The organism is Actinobacillus porcitonsillarum, from assembly GCF_003101015.1.
In the GTDB taxonomy this organism is placed as follows: Bacteria; Pseudomonadota; Gammaproteobacteria; order Enterobacterales; family Pasteurellaceae; genus Haemophilus_A; species Haemophilus_A porcitonsillarum.
Genome location: NZ_CP029206.1, coordinates 749,218 through 769,449 on the forward strand (window position 1 = coordinate 749,218; position 20,232 = coordinate 769,449).

Annotated in this window: 15 protein-coding genes; 12 read left to right on the forward strand and 3 right to left on the reverse strand. The window is 40.4% G+C overall.

Annotation, left to right across the window (positions count from 1 at the left end; genetic code table 11):
• The first annotated feature begins 35 nt into the window (after positions 1 to 35).
• From fusA to ltrA, 3 genes are all read left to right on the forward strand, one after another.
• Positions 36 to 2,141: an elongation factor G gene (fusA, locus tag DDU33_RS03845; RefSeq protein WP_005821293.1), complete on the forward strand. Its 2,106-nt coding sequence runs from the start codon at positions 36 to 38 to the stop codon at positions 2,139 to 2,141.
• A 61-nt stretch (positions 2,142 to 2,202) separates the two neighbouring features.
• On the forward strand, positions 2,203 to 3,387 hold the full coding sequence (gene tuf, locus DDU33_RS03850; protein WP_108922804.1) for an elongation factor Tu: 1,185 nt from the start codon (positions 2,203 to 2,205) through the stop codon (positions 3,385 to 3,387).
• A 1,561-nt stretch (positions 3,388 to 4,948) separates the two neighbouring features.
• Positions 4,949 to 6,673, forward strand: coding sequence for a group II intron reverse transcriptase/maturase (ltrA, locus tag DDU33_RS03865; RefSeq protein WP_108923275.1), 1,725 nt, complete (start codon positions 4,949 to 4,951; stop codon positions 6,671 to 6,673).
• Positions 6,674 to 6,916: 243 nt separating this feature from the next.
• Here ltrA and asd read toward each other — a convergent pair whose 3' ends face one another.
• Positions 6,917 to 7,807 (reverse strand): archaetidylserine decarboxylase, encoded by an 891-nt coding sequence (asd, locus tag DDU33_RS03875; RefSeq protein ID WP_005821297.1) that lies wholly within the window; start codon positions 7,805 to 7,807, stop codon positions 6,917 to 6,919.
• A 136-nt stretch (positions 7,808 to 7,943) separates the two neighbouring features.
• The gene (locus tag DDU33_RS03880; protein WP_005821299.1) at positions 7,944 to 8,342 is read right to left on the reverse strand and encodes a ComEA family DNA-binding protein; all 399 of its coding nucleotides are present in this window, start codon (positions 8,340 to 8,342) and stop codon (positions 7,944 to 7,946) included.
• Between the two features lie 282 nt (positions 8,343 to 8,624).
• On the opposite strand from DDU33_RS03880, the gene DDU33_RS03885 reads away from it, so the two are divergent.
• From DDU33_RS03885 to DDU33_RS03905, 5 genes are all read left to right on the forward strand, one after another.
• Positions 8,625 to 10,037, forward strand: a complete 1,413-nt coding sequence (locus tag DDU33_RS03885) for a LysM-like peptidoglycan-binding domain-containing protein (protein WP_005821301.1) — start codon at positions 8,625 to 8,627, stop codon at positions 10,035 to 10,037.
• Between the two features lie 51 nt (positions 10,038 to 10,088).
• On the forward strand, positions 10,089 to 10,538 hold the full coding sequence (locus tag DDU33_RS03890) for an MliC family protein (protein WP_005821303.1): 450 nt from the start codon (positions 10,089 to 10,091) through the stop codon (positions 10,536 to 10,538).
• Between the two features lie 28 nt (positions 10,539 to 10,566).
• Positions 10,567 to 11,604, forward strand: a complete 1,038-nt coding sequence (gene waaF, locus DDU33_RS03895; RefSeq protein ID WP_108923279.1) for a lipopolysaccharide heptosyltransferase II — start codon at positions 10,567 to 10,569, stop codon at positions 11,602 to 11,604.
• Between the two features lie 201 nt (positions 11,605 to 11,805).
• Positions 11,806 to 13,317, forward strand: a complete 1,512-nt coding sequence (locus DDU33_RS03900) for a surface lipoprotein assembly modifier (protein WP_081451208.1) — start codon at positions 11,806 to 11,808, stop codon at positions 13,315 to 13,317.
• A 10-nt stretch (positions 13,318 to 13,327) separates the two neighbouring features.
• The gene (locus DDU33_RS03905) at positions 13,328 to 14,626 is read left to right on the forward strand and encodes a hypothetical protein (RefSeq protein WP_108923281.1); all 1,299 of its coding nucleotides are present in this window, start codon (positions 13,328 to 13,330) and stop codon (positions 14,624 to 14,626) included.
• 54 nt (positions 14,627 to 14,680) lie between these two features.
• On the opposite strand, the gene cysG is transcribed toward DDU33_RS03905, so the two are convergent.
• Positions 14,681 to 16,105: a siroheme synthase CysG gene (gene cysG / locus DDU33_RS03910; RefSeq protein WP_108923283.1), complete on the reverse strand. Its 1,425-nt coding sequence runs from the start codon at positions 16,103 to 16,105 to the stop codon at positions 14,681 to 14,683.
• Between the two features lie 259 nt (positions 16,106 to 16,364).
• Between cysG and DDU33_RS03915 the strand changes: the two genes are divergently transcribed.
• From DDU33_RS03915 to DDU33_RS03930, 4 genes are read left to right on the forward strand one after another with little or no spacing between them, the layout of a single operon-like run.
• Complete coding sequence (locus tag DDU33_RS03915) at positions 16,365 to 17,387, forward strand: sulfate ABC transporter substrate-binding protein (protein ID WP_275936237.1); 1,023 nt, start codon at positions 16,365 to 16,367, stop codon at positions 17,385 to 17,387.
• 16 nt (positions 17,388 to 17,403) lie between these two features.
• A complete protein-coding gene (gene cysT / locus DDU33_RS03920; RefSeq protein WP_108923285.1) occupies positions 17,404 to 18,216 on the forward strand; it encodes a sulfate ABC transporter permease subunit CysT in 813 nt (270 codons plus the stop codon).
• 11 nt (positions 18,217 to 18,227) lie between these two features.
• Entirely contained in the window at positions 18,228 to 19,052 is an 825-nt protein-coding gene (gene cysW / locus DDU33_RS03925) for a sulfate ABC transporter permease subunit CysW (protein ID WP_108923287.1), read from the forward strand.
• Between the two features lie 11 nt (positions 19,053 to 19,063).
• Complete coding sequence (locus DDU33_RS03930) at positions 19,064 to 20,134, forward strand: sulfate/molybdate ABC transporter ATP-binding protein (RefSeq protein WP_108923288.1); 1,071 nt, start codon at positions 19,064 to 19,066, stop codon at positions 20,132 to 20,134.
• Positions 20,135 to 20,232 lie beyond the last annotated feature (98 nt).

Sequence of the window (20,232 nt, forward strand, 5' to 3'; positions counted from 1 at the left end):
TAAATTCATATTAGATTCCAAATAAGGTAATAATAATGGCTCGTACAACCCCTATTTCACTTTACCGTAACATCGGTATCAGTGCGCATATCGATGCGGGTAAAACAACAACAACAGAGCGTATCCTTTTCTATACAGGCGTAAGTCACAAAATCGGTGAAGTACACGATGGTGCAGCAACAATGGACTGGATGGAACAAGAACAAGAACGTGGTATCACGATCACATCTGCTGCAACAACAGCATTCTGGTCAGGTATGTCACAACAATATCCACAACACCGTATTAACGTTATCGATACTCCGGGACACGTAGACTTCACAATCGAAGTAGAACGTTCAATGCGTGTACTTGATGGTGCGGTAATGGTTTACTGTGCGGTAGGTGGCGTTCAACCACAGTCTGAAACAGTATGGCGCCAAGCTAACAAATATAAAGTACCACGTATTGCGTTCGTAAACAAAATGGACCGTACAGGTGCAAACTTCTTACGTGTTGTTGAGCAAATCAAAACACGTTTAGGTGGTAACTCAGTTCCTCTTCAACTTCCAATCGGTTCTGAAGAAAACTTCAAAGGTGTAGTTGATTTAATCAAAATGAAAGCAATCAACTGGAACGAAGCTGACCAAGGTATGACATTCACATACGAAGATATCCCAGCAGATATGGTAGAAGCGTGTGAAGAATGGCGTAACAACCTTGTTGAAGCAGCAGCTGAAGCATCAGAAGAGTTAATGGAAAAATTCTTCTCAGGCGAAGAATTATCTGAAGAAGAGATCAAAACAGCATTACGTCAACGTGTATTAGCAGGCGAAGTAATCCCTGTTTGCTGTGGTTCTGCATTCAAAAACAAAGGTGTTCAAGCAATGCTTGATGCGGTAATCGATTACTTACCGGCACCAACAGATATCCCAGCGATCAAAGGTATCAACGAAGATGAAACAGAAGGTGAGCGTCACGCAAGCGATGATGAGCCATTTGCTTCATTAGCATTCAAAATTGCAACTGACCCATTCGTAGGTAACTTAACCTTCTTCCGTGTGTACTCAGGTGTAATTAACTCTGGCGATACAGTTTATAACTCTGTAAAACAAAAACGTGAACGTTTCGGTCGTATCGTACAGATGCACGCAAACAAACGTGAAGAGATCAAAGAAGTTCGTGCGGGCGATATCGCTGCGGCAATCGGCTTAAAAGATGTTGGTACAGGTGATACATTATGTGCACAAGATGCACCAATCATCCTTGAGCGTATGGAATTCCCAGAGCCAGTAATCTCTGTTGCAGTAGAACCAAAAACTAAAGCTGACCAAGAGAAAATGGGCTTAGCGTTAGGTCGTTTAGCACAAGAAGACCCTTCATTCCGTGTTCACACAGATGAAGAGTCAGGCGAAACCATCATTTCAGGTATGGGTGAGTTACACTTAGATATCATCGTTGACCGTATGAAACGTGAGTTCAAAGTGGAAGCAAACATCGGTAAACCACAAGTATCTTACCGTGAAACAATCCGTACACGCGTTAATGATGTTGAAGGTAAACATGCGAAACAATCAGGTGGTCGTGGTCAATACGGTCATGTTGTTATCGACTTATACCCATTAGACGCAGAAGGTCCTGGATACGAGTTCGTGAACGAAATCAAAGGTGGTGTAATCCCTGGTGAATATATCCCTGCGGTTGATAAAGGTATCCAAGAACAACTTAAATCTGGTCCATTAGCAGGTTATCCTGTAGTTGATATCGGTGTTCGTTTACACTTCGGTTCATACCATGATGTTGACTCATCAGAATTAGCGTTCAAATTAGCAGCGTCATTAGCGTTTAAAGCAGCGTTCGCTAAAGCAAACCCAGTTCTACTTGAGCCAATCATGAAAGTTGAAGTAGAAACTCCACCAGACTACGTGGGTGATGTAATCGGTGACTTAAGCCGTCGTCGTGCAATGGTAAACGGTCAAGAAGCGAACGAGTTCGTTGTTAAAATCAATGCTGAAGTTCCACTTTCAGAAATGTTTGGTTATGCAACAGACTTACGTTCACAAACTCAAGGTCGTGCATCATACTCAATGGAACCATTAAAATATGCTGAAGCTCCGAAAAACGTTGCTGATGCAATCATTGAAGCGCGTAAAGCTAAATAATTTATGTTAAACCTGAGCCATAGCAATAGGGTTGTGGCTCATTTTTTAGGAAGCTATCAAAGTGTCTAAAGAAAAATTTGAACGTACAAAACCCCATGTAAACGTGGGTACAATCGGTCACGTTGACCATGGTAAAACAACTTTAACAGCAGCGATCACAACTGTATTAGCGAAACACTTCGGTGGTGCAGCTCGTGCATTCGACCAAATCGATAACGCGCCAGAAGAAAAAGCGCGTGGTATCACCATCAACACTTCACACGTTGAGTACGATACAGCAACACGTCACTACGCACACGTTGACTGCCCAGGACACGCGGACTATGTTAAAAACATGATCACGGGTGCGGCACAAATGGACGGTGCTATCTTAGTAGTAGCAGCGACAGATGGCCCAATGCCACAAACTCGTGAACACATCTTATTAGGTCGCCAAGTAGGTGTACCATACATCATCGTATTCTTAAACAAATGCGACATGGTAGATGACGAAGAGTTATTAGAATTAGTTGAGATGGAAGTTCGTGAACTTCTTTCACAATATGATTTCCCAGGTGATGATACACCAATCGTACGTGGTTCAGCGTTACAAGCGTTAAACGGCGTAGCGGAGTGGGAAGAGAAAATTCTTGAGTTAGCAAACCACTTAGATACATACATCCCAGAGCCAGAGCGTGCGATTGATAAACCATTCTTATTACCAATCGAAGACGTATTCTCAATTTCAGGTCGTGGTACAGTAGTAACAGGTCGTGTTGAGCGTGGTATCATCAAATCAGGTGAAGAAGTTGAAATCGTAGGTATCAAAGAAACGACGAAAACAACAGTAACTGGTGTTGAGATGTTCCGTAAATTATTAGACGAAGGTCGTGCGGGTGAGAACGTAGGTGCGTTATTACGTGGTACAAAACGTGAAGAAATCGAACGTGGTCAAGTATTAGCGAAACCAGGTACAATCACACCACACACAGACTTCGAATCAGAAGTTTACGTATTATCAAAAGAAGAAGGTGGTCGTCATACTCCATTCTTCAAAGGTTACCGTCCACAATTCTATTTCCGTACAACTGACGTAACAGGTACAATCGAGTTACCGGAAGGCGTGGAAATGGTAATGCCAGGCGATAACATCAAAATGACAGTAAGCTTAATCCACCCAATCGCGATGGACGAAGGTTTACGTTTTGCGATTCGTGAAGGTGGTCGTACAGTAGGTGCGGGCGTTGTAGCGAAAATCATCAAATAGTGCGACAAGTTGTCGTGCTTATGGCAATAACTCCTTATATATCAAGGAGTTATTGTTGAAAGCAAGTGGTCTTCGTGCCACTTGCTTTCGACTATTCTGATAGCTCTGTGAGCTTGATGGGTAGGCAGACCAAGAACGGAGCGTTGCTCAAGACTTGGTTCTAAGTTGGGGAAGATAATGTCCAACTTTATGCGGTAATAAGGTATGGTCTTCACTCTGATGTACTTAATTTCTTTCTTCAGAAGCTAAGAAGAGTAAGAAAGCAAGACCCGTTATCGAAAGATAAGACTACCGTTAGTCGCCTGCATTATGTAGAGTGGCTTGGGTCAGACCTAAATGTCATATCGTCCATAAAGACTAGTTATCCAACCTACTATAAATAAAGACCCAAAGGTTTTCGGCATTCTGAGAAAAACCGACCATAAGAAAGTGGAATTCCTTATGATTGAATGTATCCTTTACGACTTATCTTAACAAAGGGACGTTCCGAATAGGAAGCACCCATTGTGGTTTGAGAATAATAACCACCCGTGAATGGCTTGCGGTAACAGCACGGCTGTTGTTCGGTTCAAATTTACCTAAACTTTCATTAACCCATCTTACTTCGCTATGTGATAAATAGACAGAATGTCTACATACAGTAGCATAGGTTTGATCTATCTAATGAAAAGTGGTCGATTTACAATGTTATTCTTAATGATAAAAGCTAAGTTTTAAAGCAACAGTAAGGGCTTATTTATTACAACTTAGTAAGTATGCGTAAGCTGTTATTACCATTGTTACAATCAATAGCGTTGAAGATATATGCAGTACAACAACATTGATGAGTGTAACCTGTTATGTAACTAGCAGTAACCTAGGGATAGTGCATCACTGGCAACGGTAGTGTACGGAGCTTCCTGACAATGTACACCCCGCAAGGGTTATTGAAATCGTGAGAAGACAATAAGAAAGCATTAAACTACATAATGTTGAGTGGCTAGGTTGAGTGGAAAGATAAATGTAAGTGAACAGTTGATAAACTTCGTTAGATTTGAAGAGCCTACGGTAGTTATTGGCTCTAACCAAAAGGTATGCAGTGGGTTATTCCTTTTATTTGTGGGAATACGTTACCGTAACACTGTCGGAGAACAGACTGTATCTTCCCCACTCGTGTGGTAATAATGGAACTTGGTAAGCCTATATTTTCGCCTAAAAGGCAGGTAAAGCGTAAGTGATACTGTTGGAAATGTAGGTAGAAGAGGTTAGAGAAAGCGAATGTTGTGCTGTAATGGTGCAAATAGGGTATGAGAGATGACCTAACCCGAAAGGGTGCAGACTTCTAACTGGTCTTTCATCGCAAGATGTCTGACAATTCCTTAGTCGTTTTAACCGAGAAGAAGAAAGCGAGCGTTGGCTTGCTGATTAGCAATAATCAAATAAACCAACGCAAGCACTCTTTATCTCACACAGATAACAAGAGTGTAAGTCTATTGGTCGCAATAGCAACTCTTGTACGTCCACAAACTGCTAGAGAAGCTATTCTATTACCAAGAAGACTTATCTCTTTATGGAGATAGGTATGAAAGAGCAAACTCATCATACTAAGAAATTAGTAGGCAGTCCAGCTCCAACGATCTCACACATATCACAATGGCATTATATCGACTGGTATAAGGTAAATAGGTATGTGAAAGGGATGCAGGTGCGGATTGCGAAGGCAACACAGGAAGGCGATTGGCGTAGGGTTAAAAACCTACAACGAATGCTGACCCACTCGTTTTATGCGAAGGCATTAGCAGTACGACGAGTAACTGAAAATAAAGGCAAACGAACCGCAGGTGTTGATAAAACAATTTGGGATACCCCCAAATTGAAATGGCAAGCAATTAGTGAACTTTCAGGCAAAAAGTATAAGCCAAGCCCATTAAAGCGAGTGTTTATACCCAAAGCAAATGGAAAGAAACGCCCACTGGGTATTCCGACGATGAAAGATAGAGCTATGCAAGCTTTGCACCTGTTGGGATTGCAACCTGTTGCAGAAACCTTGGCTGATAAAAGCTCTTATGGATTTCGAATAAGCCGTTCAACAGCTGATGCGATTAACCATATACACAGCATTTTCTCTTTAAGGGGAGAAAAGAAATCAGCAGAATGGGTACTTGATGCAGATATACAGGGATGCTTTGACCACATAAGCCACGATTGGCTTATTCAGCATATCCCAATGAACAAACGGATATTGCGGAAGTGGCTAAAATCAGGCGTGGTTGAGTTTGGACAGTTAAAGGCAACGAAAGAAGGGACTCCGCAAGGGGGAATCATTTCGCCAACTTTAGCGAATATGGCACTAGATGGATTGGAAACTTTGCTTGCCGAGCATTTTGGTAAAAAGCAAAGCAGACAGATAATCCGTAACAAAACCTATATGGTGCGATATGCGGATGATTTTATTATTTCGGGAAGTTCGCAAGAAATACTGGAAGAGAAGGTTATCCCATTAGTTAAAGGTTTCTTGGCAGAGCGTGGTTTAACGCTATCAGAAACAAAAACTCACATCGTACACATTGAGCAAGGGTTTGACTTTTTAGGCTGGACAGTGCGACGGTTTAAGCGGAAAGTACTTATCAAACCAAGTAAGAAAAATGTGGAAACATTTTACCGAAAAGTGAAAAAAGTATTGACCGAAATGCGTACTGCCAAGCAGTCCGATGTGATTAAAGTATTAAACCCAATGCTCAAGGGGTGGGCAAACTACCATAGACATAGTGTAGCAAAAGCGACCTATAATCGAATGGATATGTTGATTTGGCAAGTCTTATGGAAATGGTGTCGCCGTCGTCATTCAAATAAAGGGACGCGTTGGATAAAAGAGAAATACTTTTGTACTACGGCAACTCGGAATTGGGTGTTTGGCACAGTAGACATCAATGAAAAAGGCGAGCAATATCCGCTTGACCTGCTTTATTGTAGTGATACTAAGATAAAACGACATAAGAAAATAAAGACAGATTACAATCCGTTTTTACCTGAATGGGAATTGTATAAAGAAGTTTTAAACCAACGCAGACTTTATGAAGAGCAATCTCATAGACAACAATGGCGAGCTTTATTCAAAGAACAGAAAGGAAAATGTGCGTTATGTCAAGGTATGATTACCAAAGAAACAGGGTGGCACGACCATCACATTACCTATAAAGTACTAGGTGGTTCAGATAGTTTGAGCAACCGATGTTTGGTACACCCAACGTGTCATACGAAAATTCACGCTTTAAATTTGAAAGTGGTGAAGCCGACTACAATGTAGTTAATAGAAAGGCTTGAGCTGTATGCAGAGAGATTTGCTTGTACAGTTCTTAGGGGGCTAGGTTGCAGTAATGCAATCTGGCTACCCGATATTGAATTGATTATTTGACGCAATAAAAGCGAAAGAGGGCTCATCGAAAGATGAGCCTTTTGTCTACTATGCGTCATTACCCCTTAATAACAAAGCCACTTGTTATATGGCAAGTGGCTTTTGTTTATCCTTAAACCCAATTTAATGGTCTATCTATTTAAGTGTACCAAGCGTTTCTCCCATTCGGGTTACTGCGCCTGTTTGAATGTTTTCAGGGAATGTAATGGTATCTTTTGGGAAAAGGTTGATTACAGTAGAACCTAAAAGAAATGCCCCCATTTCTTGACCTTTTTTCAGATGAATTGCTTTTTCACCTTCAGTCTCATAATGGTATTCTACAACTTCATTTGGACGAGGTGGATTGATTACACCAGCCCATACAGTACGCATACTTGCAGTAACTGTTGCTCCTACGAGGATTTGAACCATTGGACCAAAAGCAGTTTCAAACTCACAAATGACACGCTCATTACGTGCAAATAAATAAGGGATATGTTCAGCTAAAAAAGGATTTACAGAAAATAATTCCCCCGGAACATAGATCATTTTACGTAGTGTCGCATCACATGGCATATGGACACGGTGGTAGTCGCTTGGCGATAAATAAGTTGTAATAAAATCGCCATTTTTAAATTTTGCCGCCATTTCCGTATCATTAGCCAGTAGCGTATCTAGGTTGAAATAGTGCCCTTTTGCTTGAATTAAACGGTCATCATTAATACGACCAAATTCACTTACACGGCCATCCGCAGGTAATGCGAGTGATTTTTCATCTTCAACAATCGGTCTTGCCCCTGCTTTTAATGGGCGGATAAAGAATTCATTAAATGTTGCATAATCAGATGGCTGACTTTTTTCTGCTTCAGCAAGGTTTACTTTATACTGTTTAGCAAAAAGTTTAATAATAAAATGGGTTACAGCTCCCCATTTTTGTTCTGCTAACCAACCTGCTGCTCGGGTAATAGTAAGCTGAGGCAAGAGGTAGTGAAGTGCAATTTTTACTCGTTGTCCATAAGTTGGAACTGAATAAGCTTTTAGTGTCATTTTTTATCCTTTCAAAAAATAAATTTATTGAAGTATAACAGAAAAGCAAATTCAGGGAAAAGAGGCTGGGTTGGTGCTCTATATTTTGATAGAGGATAAACATAGAGAAATATGCCAACCCAGCAAATAGTGTCAATTATTGTAAAACAATACGTTCACGATTTTTATCTAGTGTTGCACTACCAATACCAGACACTTCTTTTAGTTGCTCAATGCTAGAGAATGCACCATTTTTAGTGCGGTAATCGACAATGGCTTGTGCTTTTTTTGCTCCAATTCCAACTAATTTATCTTGAATTTCTGCCGCTGATGCAACATTGATGTTGACAAGATTTGGATTGACGACTTGTTGAACTTGCTGAGTAGTGCTAGCTGGTGTAGAAACTACAGTATTTGTAGCTTGCTGAACGGCAGGTTGTTGCACAACCTCTTGAGTTTGTGTTTGCAATGGTTGTTCAACTAATGCTGGTTGTTGCGCAAAAACCGAGCCACTTAACAGGCCTAAAGTAATGGCAAGTACGTTCATTTTTTTCATAAAATACCTCTTAAAGAATAGTAAAAGAATGAGTGAAATGTAAATTTCCAGAGCAAGATAGCGAGTGATAGAAATTTCGGCAACGAGCAAAAATGAAATTTTCGAAAGAGATCGCAAAAAAAGAGGAGAGAAACATTTTTATGGGATTAAATTAAACATTGCAAAAATGAAAAGGGATACTTAAATCGATTAAAAATATAAATTTTCGTAAAATTCGTGCCGATAAGAGAGAAATACTTTAAAATAGAAATAATTTTTTGAATTAACTTAATGGAATTGAATATGACTCAAAAGAATTTTCGTCAAGAACCGACATTTGGTGAAAGTAACGTAACAAATTCTGAAAAAAATACAGAAGTTGAGAAAAAAACGGTTGTTCCTTCATTACGAATGAATCATACACCTGGGCACACATTTACTCCTGTGATTAAACCAGCTGTGTCAGTAGATGCTGCGCCTGAAGCTGTTAAGGTTGAAACGCCTAAATCTGAAACACCTAAAGCAGAAGCAATGAAGGCACAACCTTCAAGTTTTGCTTTTTCGCCTGTAACAGAAGAAACAACAAAAGTTGAATCTAATGTAAAAAATACAGCAGAGGCAGCAAAATCGGTCGCTCAAGACACTGTAAAGGTTGCGTTAAATGCAGCAGACAGAGTGATTCCAGCAACATCGGCAACAGCTACATCATCAACGGAGAAAGCAGCACCTGTGTCATCTAAAGAAAAATCTACGAAGAATCGCCGTTTAGGTTTAGTTGCAGTATTAGCTGCAATTTTAGGCGGCGTTTTCTTCTGGTTAAAACCAAGCACACCGGATACAGTAGAAGAATTACAGTCTCAACAAGGTGGTAGTTTACCGATTGAATTCCGTCCGGTGGATGAAGCAGAAGCTCAGCGTCTTGAAGCAGAAGCGCAAGCAAAAGCACAAGCGCAACTTCAAACTCAAACAACGCAAGGTACAACGACAACAGAGCCTACTCAAACTGTTCAACCTTCAGTTGAAGCAAATACTGCTCAACCAGTACAACCGGTAGAGCAAAACGTATCAACACAACCTATTGAGCAAAATAACTCTGCGCAGCCAGTTCAAGAAGGCACTCAAACGGTGACAACGGTAACAGAACCCCAAGTATCAACACCGGTTGTTGATACGGTAAAACCTCAAACAGGTTCAAGTGTTGTATATCAACCGGAGAAAGTTCGCCAAGAAGTACGTAAACAAGAAGTTCGTAAGGTCGAGAAAGTCCGCCCTCAACAACAAACTCAGCAAAAAGCACAAAAAACAGAAACGCAACCTAAAGTAAAAGCAATCACTGCGGCAGAATATAACGCGAAAAAAGCGCAAAATGCACAAATGGATCAGTTTGTGAAAAGTGTTGAAGAAGGAAAAGTTGCTCAAACTGCGAAGTCAACAGCAAAAGTAGCTCCAGCTGCTGCACAAACAACGTCAGCGGTTGTTTCAAGTAAAACAATGACTGTGCCGAAAAGTACATCATTAATGCAAGTATTCCGTGATAATAATCTGAATATTTCAGATGTGAATGCGATGAGTAAAGTAAACAGTGTAGTTAGTAACTTGAAGGTTAATGAGAAAGTAACTGTACGCTTAGATAAAAATAACCGAGTTGTAGAAATGAGCATCGGCTCAGGTGGTAAATTCATTCGTCAAGCAGACGGTAGTTATCGCTTTAAATAATCATGTAAAAAGCAACGCCGTAAACGTTGCTTTTTTTATATAGAGGTTGTTATGTTTTTCCTAAAAAAGAGAATATATGCCATTGTACTAGGCTCACTATTTACATTAAGTGCTTGCTCTGAACTCACACCTTCTCCGGTGGAGCAAATGCAACAAATACAGCAAAATGCGATGAAACAAACAGATGAGATAAAGGCATTACCGAAACAGACAAAAGTGAGCGTAGTAAAAAAACAATCGGTAACACGTTTTATCTGTAAAAAGGACAAAGAAGTACAGGTAAGGTCTTCACAAATAAAAAATGGTAAAAATGCAAAACTAAATGCGATAAATGTGAGTTTTGCCGGTACTACCCATACACTTTCACCGACAGTGACTAGAAACGGGAAAAAGTATAGTAATATTCGTTGGGTTTGGTGGATGCCACTCAATGGTAAAGCTGAGCTTTATGATAATAAAAAGAATGTGTTAGCAGAAGGTTGTGTAAAACAACCAGAATAAGCGGTTAAATTTGAGGATTTTTTTACGCATGAATATTTTAGTGATTGCGCCTTCTTGGGTTGGAGATATGATGATGTCTCACGCCCTTTACCAACAACTCAAGGCAAACTATCCTGATTGTCAAATTGATGTGATGGCACCCGATTGGTGTCGCTCGTTGCTTTCTCGAATGCCTGAGGTTCGTAAGGCGATTTCTATGCCAATCGGGCATGGCTCATTTGCTTTATGTAAGCGGTATGATTTAGGGAAAAATTTGCGAAATCAGTATGATATGGCGATTGTGTTGCCAAATTCGCTAAAGTCAGCGTTTATTCCATTTTTTGCGAAAATTCCACAACGCCGTGGTTGGAAAGGCGAAATGCGTTACGGGTTGCTTAATGATTTACGCAACAATAAAAACGACTATCCTATGATGGTACAACGTTATGTAGCGCTTGCTTTTGAACAAGGTCAAATTCCAGCCGCAGAGCAGCTACCCATTGCTTACCCTTATTTGCAAGTCGATAGTGAACAAATTGCTGCAACAAAACAGCATTTTGTGAAACAATTTGAATATGCGGAAAATCGTGAGGCTATCGGTTTTTGTCCCGGTGCAGAGTTTGGACCGGCGAAGCGTTACCCACACTATCATTATGCAACGCTTGCCCAAAAACTGATTGAGCAAGGTTATTCTGTGCGTTTATTTGGCTCGAAAAAAGATGAAGAAGTGGGAGAGCAAATCCGCAATAGCCTGCCTGAACATTTACAACGTTATTGTATCAATTTGGCTGGGCAAACTGATCTTAATCAGGCAGTCGATCTTATTGCAGATTGTAAAGCGATTGTGAGCAACGATTCCGGTTTAATGCATATTGCAGCCGCGTTAAACCGACCGCTTGTCGCACTCTATGGACCAACAAGCCCACAATATACGCCACCGTTGTCTAAATCTGCGGTAATTATCCGCCTGATTGAGGGCGGTTTAATCAAAATCCGTAAAGGCGAAGGTCAAGATGGTTACCATCAAAGTCTGATTGATATTCAGCCTGATATGGTATTAGATAAGTTAAAGATATTGATAGGTTAAATTTTCTCTGGGTGGATAAAAATATTCTTGGAAGCTTTGATTCTTTATATTAATAGAAAAAGGGTTATCTAACGTAATAGGCGTATTGACTATTTACGGTATTAACTAAAATATTCGAAATATCAATAATATATCTTTGGTTGAGTATCCTATCTTTATTTTCTATAATTCTTTTAGGGAATGTAAGAAAAAGAATAAGTTATGATGAAAAAAAGAAAGTATAGTTTTACTGTTGGTGGATTACTACTATGTTGTTCATCTTTGTCGTCCGCTTTTACGGAGGTCCAGTCCCAACCTACTTATTTTGCGCCATTACGTGAAAAATTGCCTAATGAGGATTTCTTATTTGTACAGCCTGAACCAATCAAAATACAAGATACAGACGTAATTCCCGCTGTTGGAATAATCTCTCATAATACTTTGCATGTTGAGCAATTGATGTATCAGCCGGAATTATTAACGCATTTACTAATTTCATCGTTACAATCTAATCATCAACAAGCGGTCATTTTATTATTACCGGTTTATCAGCGTCTTTCTCAACCAAATGAATTTTTATTGCAATGGGCAAAAGCAGTGGTAGCTGTAACGGAAAGAGATTTTTCGACAGCTATCCGCCTCTATCGTGGTCTAATAAGTGAAAATCCTCAACTTTTTACTGTACGTTTGCAATTGGCTATTGCTTTGTTTGGCGATAAACAATATGTTGCAGCTCAAGAGCAGTTTGAGAAATTAGTAGCATCTTCACCCACAGAACAGTTTACGCGGCTCATTGCATCTTATCAAGAATTGTTAAAGCGGCAGAATTATTGGGAAATTAATGGTGGTTTTACTTATCTCAATGAAGATAATATCAATAATGCACCAAAGTTAGGAACACAGAGTGGTTTTTGGAAATCAACAGAACAACCAGAAAATGCTCAAGGTATTAATTATTTTTTCTTAGCAAGTAAAAAATGGGCTTTATCTCGCGGTTTTTTTACGGCTTTTTCACTAGAAAGCCATGGAAAATATTACTGGGATAATAAAAAATACAATGAAATACAAATTAGGTCAGGGTTAGGGATAGGCTATCAAAATCATCAATATGAAATTAGTTTGACACCTTTTGTTGAACAATCTTGGTACGCTGGAGGTCCACGAGGATCAATACAAGGTACACTACACCGGCATTCTATTACATTAGGAAGCCGAGTAAACAGTGAAATACAGCTTTCTCCACACTGGAAGATAAACAGTATCTTTGAATATGCAAAACTCAATTATATACAACGGAAAAATCTTAATGGGCAAAGCCAATATGCTACAATGCTATTACATTACCTACCGAGCGGTAAACAATATTGGTTTGGTGGTATAGATCTTTATCGAAAAACAGCTCAACAAAAGGCAGCCCAATATATCCGTTACAGTTTGAAACTTGGTTGGGGACAAGAGTGGCCGAAAGGTATTTCAAGCCGTCTGTCTGTTTATTATGCAAGGAGAAATTATGCAGCACCACTTGCTTCTCCTGATGCTTTCTTACCTAAATTTTATAAAGAAAAACAAAAAAATCGTGAGTATGGTATTAGTGCTACGATTTGGCATCGTGGCATTCATTTTTGGGGGATTACCCCTAAAATCACTTGGTCTTATCAGCGGATAAAAAGTAATAATTTATTTGACAATTATGATAGGCATCAAGTTTTTCTCAATTTTAATAAAACATTTTAAGGAGAACCTAATGAAAAAAGTTATTAACACTACTTTACCTGTTTTATGTCTATCTACATTGGTAGTCGCTTGTTCAGGTGGAGGAAATAATCAATCATCTACCCCTCCTAAGGAACAGGCTAAGGTAATAGCAACATCTCCAGTGGATAAAAAAGAGGAAGAAAAATCTCAATCTACACCAAGTAGAAAGCCACAAGAGCAGTCACCAGTGATGCCAGAGAATAAATCTCAAGAGCAGCCGCAAGTGGTTCCGGAGAATAAACCGCAAGAACAGCCGCAAGTGGTTCCGGAGAATAAACCGCAAGAACAGCCACAAGTGGTGCCAGAGAATAAACCGCAAGAGCAGCCGCAAGTAGTTCCGGAGAATAAACCGCAAGAACAGCCACAAGTGGTGCCAGAGAATAAATCACAAGAGCAGCCGCAAGTGGTACCAGAGAATAAACCGCAAGAGCAACCGCAAGTGGTACCAGATAATAAATCGCAAGAGCAGCCGCAATTGGTGCCAGAGAGCAAACCGCAAGAGCAGCCACAAGTAATGCCAGACGGATCAGAAACACCAACACAGCCACTTAAAACGACTTGGTCTTATGGTGGAACAGATCATAATATTGTTTTTGATACTCAAAAAGGCACAGTTACGGTTTATGATATTAAAGGAAAAGAAGACAGTTTTGCAAATGAACCAGATTTGCAAAAAGTTGAGAAAACATTAGCGCTTGTTGACAGTGCTAAGCCAAATGTAGAAAGAAGCGAGGGGAAAAATTACGAATTTTATCGTGTAAATGACGAAATTTATTATGGATATTACAGCAATAGCGTAACTAATCGCTCGGCAGACTATGCCTCAACATTGTTCTATGCCATCAAAGATAAAGATAGTATTGTTAATGATGTTGATAAACTTGCTAAACTTAGTGCTCGTTATCAAAAAGAGAATGGCTTTTTATATAATATCAAATCTTTAGGTGGAAAAGCTTCAAATATTAAGAAATTTGGTGATGTAGATATTACCTTTGTAGATGGTAAACTTACCCAAGGAAGTATTACCGAACAAACTGGGGAAGATAAACAAGTTACCTTTGATATTAAGCCTAGCCCTAATGGTAATATTCAGGATATTGTGATAACAACGACAGATAAAACTTTGATCAGTAGCTCAGATGCTCAATTAGTTAAGGGCGATAAAGGAAATATGAAATTAGAATTTGTTGCTCCAGATAAAAATGAAATTCCAAAATACATTGTGGGAGAATCGCATGATGCAAATCATTGGCAGGGAGTTCTAGTTGGAGAGCGAACAGATAAATAGGGGAAAATAGGGCGATATTCGCCCTATTTTTTATTTGATCTTAACTGTATTATGTTAGGCAGCTTGTTTCCAAAGAGTTTCTTGGGTTGAAATAAATTGCTGTGCTTGTGTGCCAAACCACGCTAATTCACTTTGGAGTTTCACGACCTCGCCAATTACAATCAATGCCGGCGTTTCTGCATTTTCGGCAAGCGTGGCTAATTCGCTTAATACGCCGGTTTGTACTTTTTGATTTGGTAAGGTGCCATGACTAATAATTGCCACAGGCGTATCGCTCGGTTTACCGTGTTTTTGCAATTCGCTCGCCAATTCGTGCGCTTTAATCGTACCCATATAAACAACAAGCGTTTGATTGCCTTGTGCAAGCGTTTCCCATTTTAATTTGTCGCCATCAGGCTTTAAATGACCGGTAATAAACATTGCGGTTTGAGCATAATCTCGATGAATCAGTGGAATACCGGCATAAGCGGTTGCGCCTAATGCAGCAGTAATTCCCGGCACAACCGTGAAAGGAATATGCTCACTTTTTAAGACTTCCAGCTCTTCGCCGCCTCGCCCAAAGACAAAAGGATCGCCACCTTTCAAACGCACAACACGCTTACCTTGTTTCGCATATTTCACTAACAGTTGGTTTGTTTCCTCTTGCTTCACGCTATGTTTACCGGCTCGCTTGCCGACAAAAATTTTATCGGCATCACGGCGAACTAGCTCTAAAATAGGATCAGACACTAACGCATCGTAAAGCACAACATCTGCTTGTTGAATAGTTTGTAACCCCTTTAATGTTAATAGCCCTGCATCGCCCGGCCCTGCGCCTACTAACGACACCTCGCCGATAATCGGATTATCTGCTTTTAATTCTTGCTGAAAGAGTGCCTCAGCCTGTTCAATTTGATGTGTTTCGGTTAAGCGTTGGAAACCTTGATGGGTAAAAAGTTTTTCCCAAAAACGGCGGCGTTGCGTTAATTGAGGAAATTTGGCTTTTACTGCATTACGCCATTGGGTTGCAAGGGTTGCCATCAAGCCAATATTTTGTGGAATTAATGCTTCAAGTTTTTCTCGAAGTAAGCGAATAAGCACAGGCGCTGCGCCACCACTTGAAATTGCAATTTGCACGGGAGAGCGGTCAATAATAGAAGGGAAAATATAACTACAACGAGGTTGATCGTCCACTACATTCGCTAAACGCTGTTGAGCTTCCGCCGCGTTAAACACTTGTTGATTGAGTGCATTGTCATCGGTTGCGGCAATCACAAGGTAAGCTTGATTAACCTGCTCATCTTTGAAATGTGTTGCCAGCCATTCAACTTTCTGTTCATCAACTAAAGCCTGTACCGAGCTATGTAATTTTTCCGCCACCACTTTTACTTTCGCTTGCGCTTTTAACAACGCTTCAATTTTTCGTAATGCAACGTGTCCGCCCCCTACAACAAGAACCGGACGATTTTTTAAATCCACAAAAATTGGTAAATAGTTCATTTTTTTCCACCGCTTGAAAACTAAAATGCCCGTTAGTTATAAGTGAATTTTGTTATTCTTAAAAATAATAACACTACATAGCATATTCTTTTTTGGAATAAGAATGGCAAAGCACGAGAATTCAAGCGATACATAGCCGTTTCTTCCTATTTTACGGTTTCTTATTCTAAAAAAGCATATAAAGAAAGTTTCTGGTCTTTTTGATTTGTCGTTAAGCGGTTAGATTTTGACGTAAATTTGCAAACATCATCAGAAGAAAATGAAACGACAAGTAAAAAAATGGCAAAAAATGACCGCTTATTTGCTAGGGCTTGGCTTATTTGCTGGTCATATTCAGGCGAAGGATTTGTTGAATGTTTCTTACGATCCTACTCGTGAGCTTTATAAAGAATATAACCAATTATTTACGCAATACTGGGCTCAACAAACAGGCGAAAAAATCAATGTGAAGACATCACACGGTGGTTCAGGCAAGCAAGCCCGTGCGGTCATTGACGGCTTGCAGGCTGATGTGGTTACGCTCGCATTAGGTGGCGATATTGATGCTTTGAATAAACATCAGCAACTGATCGATCCAAAATGGCAACAACGTTTGGCTAATCACAGTACGCCTTATGTTTCAACGATTGTCTTTTTGGTGCGTAAAGGCAACCCGAAAAAAATCTACGATTGGGCGGATTTAGTACGTGATGATCAGATTGAAGTTATTACGCCAAATCCGAAAACATCGGGCGGTGCACGTTGGAATTTCTTAGCGGCTTGGGCTTATGCGAAAGATCGTTGGGGCAGTGATGAAAAAGCGCTGGATTTTGTAACCCAAGTGTATCGACAAGCACCGGTACTCGATACGGGGGCGAGAGGTTCTACGATGAGCTTTATTCAGCGTGGTTTGGGCGATGTTTTACTGACGTGGGAAAATGAAGCGCATTTAGCCTTACAGGAAGAGGGCGGTAGCGAATTTGAAATTGTTACGCCTACGGTTTCTATCCTAGCAGAACCGCCGGTGGCAGTCGTCGATCAGGTGGTGGATAAAAAAGGTACCCGTCAAGAAGCCGAAGCCTATTTACGTTATCTTTATAGTGATGAAGCCCAGCGTATCGTGGCGAAAAATTATTATCGCCCGACAAGCGGTCATATTTTGGCAGAATTTCGCACACAATTTCCTGATTTAAAATTGCTGAAATTGGAGCAGGTTTTTGGCGGTGGTTGGCACATCGTACAGCCTCGTTTCTTTGACGATGGGGGGATTTTTGATCAAATCCTTGCCAAAATTTATGAATAAGGCAGGAGGAAACGTTATGCAACAGTCCCGAATTATCCCCGGATTTAACCTTTCGTTAGGCTATACGATCACTTTTTTAAGCCTTGTCGTGTTAATTCCTCTCGCTGGTCTTTTTCTCTTTTCGGCACAGATTTCGGTAGAGCAATTTGTGAAATTGATTACCAGTCGGCAGCTTTTATTGGCACTTGGTTTGTCGCTGAAAACCGCACTGGGCGCCGCCATACTGAATAGTTTTATCGGCTTATTATTGGCTTGGGTGTTGGTGCGTTATCAATTCTGGGGCAAGCGTTTAATGGATACCTTTATTGATATGCCGTTTGCGTTACCGACAGCGGTCGCCGGCATTGCACTAACGGCAATCTACTCTCGTAACGGCATCATCGGGCAGTTTTTTGACACCAAAATTGCTTACAGTTCGCTTGGTATTACTTTGGCATTGTTATTTGTTACCTTGCCTTTTGTGGTGCGGACTTTACAACCTGTGCTAGAAGATTTACCCAAAGATGTTGAAGAAGCGGCAGCGATGCTGGGTGCTTCGCCATTTCAAATCTTCCGTTATGTGATTTTCCCAGCTATTTTACCCGCTTGGATTACCGGTTTTACTTTAGCTTTTGCTCGAGGGATTGGGGAATATGGCTCGGTGGTGTTTATTTCGGGCAACCTGCCATTTCGGACGGAGATTTTGCCTTTGGTTATTATGTCCAAACTTGACCAGTACGATTATATCGGCGCAGCAACCATTGGTGCATTGATGTTAATTATCTCCTTTTTGCTCATTTTTGCGATTAACCAAATTCAGCGTTATTTCGCCAAACGAACAACAAAATAAGCGGAGGAAATATGCAAATTCAATCTCAAAAACGACCGCTTGCCGAAAAAGGATTAATCAGTTTGGCGGTAATTCTATTCTTTGTCTTCTTGGTGTTGCCACTACTTGTGGTGCTTTCCCAAGGTTTAGCGAAGGGATGGGGCTTCTTTTGGCAAGCGATTAGCGAAGAAGACACGATTTCAGCGTTGAAACTCACATTGCTCGCCGCAGGTATTGCGGTGCCGCTAAATGTTATTTTCGGTATTGCGGCAGCGTGGGCGGTAACGAAATATCAATTTAGGGGCAGACAGCTACTATTAACGCTCATTGATTTGCCGTTTTCTATTTCGCCTGTGGTTGCTGGCTTGATTTACGTGCTGTTATTTGGGGCGCAAAGTTGGCTTTATCCGCATTTACAAGCGGTCGATTTTCAAATTATTTATGCTATTCCCGGCATTATTTTGGCGACATTATTTGTTTCTGTGCCTTTTGTTGCCAGAGAGTTGATCCCGATTATGGAAAGTCAGGGGATTGTTGAGGAAGAAGCCGCTGCGGTGTTGGGCGCAAATGGCTGGCAGATTTTTTATTACGTTACCTTACCGAACATAAAATGGGCATTATTACACGGCGTTGTGTTGTGTACCGCGCGAGCATTGGGGGAATTTGGTGCGGTTTCGGTAGTTTCCGGTCATATTCGAGGTTATACCAACACACTGCCGCTTCAAATTGAGATTTTATATAACGAATACAATATCGTTGCAGCCTTTTCGGTGGCAATTTTATTATTAGGGCTATCGCTGATTTTACTGTTGATAAGACAGTGGACGGAAAGCAAATTAGCCAGACAATCCGTTTAAGTGAGGAAAAAATGGCGATTACCGTAAAAAATATCAATAAAACGTTTGAGCAATTTCAAGCACTTCACGACATTAATCTAACCATACCCAATGGCGAGCTTACCGCACTGCTAGGGCCCTCCGGTTGTGGTAAAACAACCTTACTGCGCATTATTGCCGGGCTGGAACAAGCAACAAGCGGTCAAATTTTGTTTGACGATAACAATGTTACGCAACTTTCGGCAAAAGAGCGTGATATTGGCTTTGTTTTCCAACATTATGCGTTGTTCCGCCATATGACGATTGCCGATAACATTGCTTTTGGTTTGAGAATGAAGCCGAAAAGCGAGCGATTATCTGATGCGGAAATTCAAGCGAAAGTGAAAAATCTTTTAACGCTTATTCAGTTGGAACATATTGGCAACCGTTATCCTGACCAACTTTCCGGCGGACAACGCCAACGAGTAGCCCTTGCGCGAGCCATTGCAACAGAGCCTAAAGTTTTACTGCTTGATGAACCTTTTGGGGCATTGGACGCTAAAGTGAGAAAAGATTTACGCCGTTGGCTGCGTGATTTTCATCACGAAATCAATGTTACCAGTATTTTTGTGACACACGATCAAGATGAAGCCCTTGAAGTTGCCGATAAAATCATTCTGATGAATAAAGGAAAAATCGAGCAAATCGGCACACCGGAGCAAGTTTACAAACAACCGCAAACCGCATTCGTGGCGGATTTTCTCGGCGATGTAAATTTATTGCACGGCTACATTTTAGGCGGCATATTGCATATTGATAGCTTCAAAAAAGAGGTGGAAAACTGCCGACAAGCAAATGATGTAGTGGTTTATGTTCGCCCTCACGAAATTTTTGTGACAAAACGTGTGGTTGAAAATAGCCTTCGAGGCACGATTTCTCGAATACACACCGCAGGACCTACCGTATTTTTGGAAGTGATTAATCAAAAGGAAGGCACAATCGAAGTCTCAATGAGTTATAGTCAATTTGAGCAAGAAGCTTTCCAGCTTGGCGATACCGTTTATCTTCAACCTCAACTGCTTAATTTCTTTGTGCAAGATGAGTTGATTGAATATATGATTTAATTTTGAATTCTATACTTAATAAGCGATCATTTTATATGGTCGCTTTTTTTATAAAATTTTTTGAAAAAAATTATTTTCTTAATAAATTTTTAAGATTT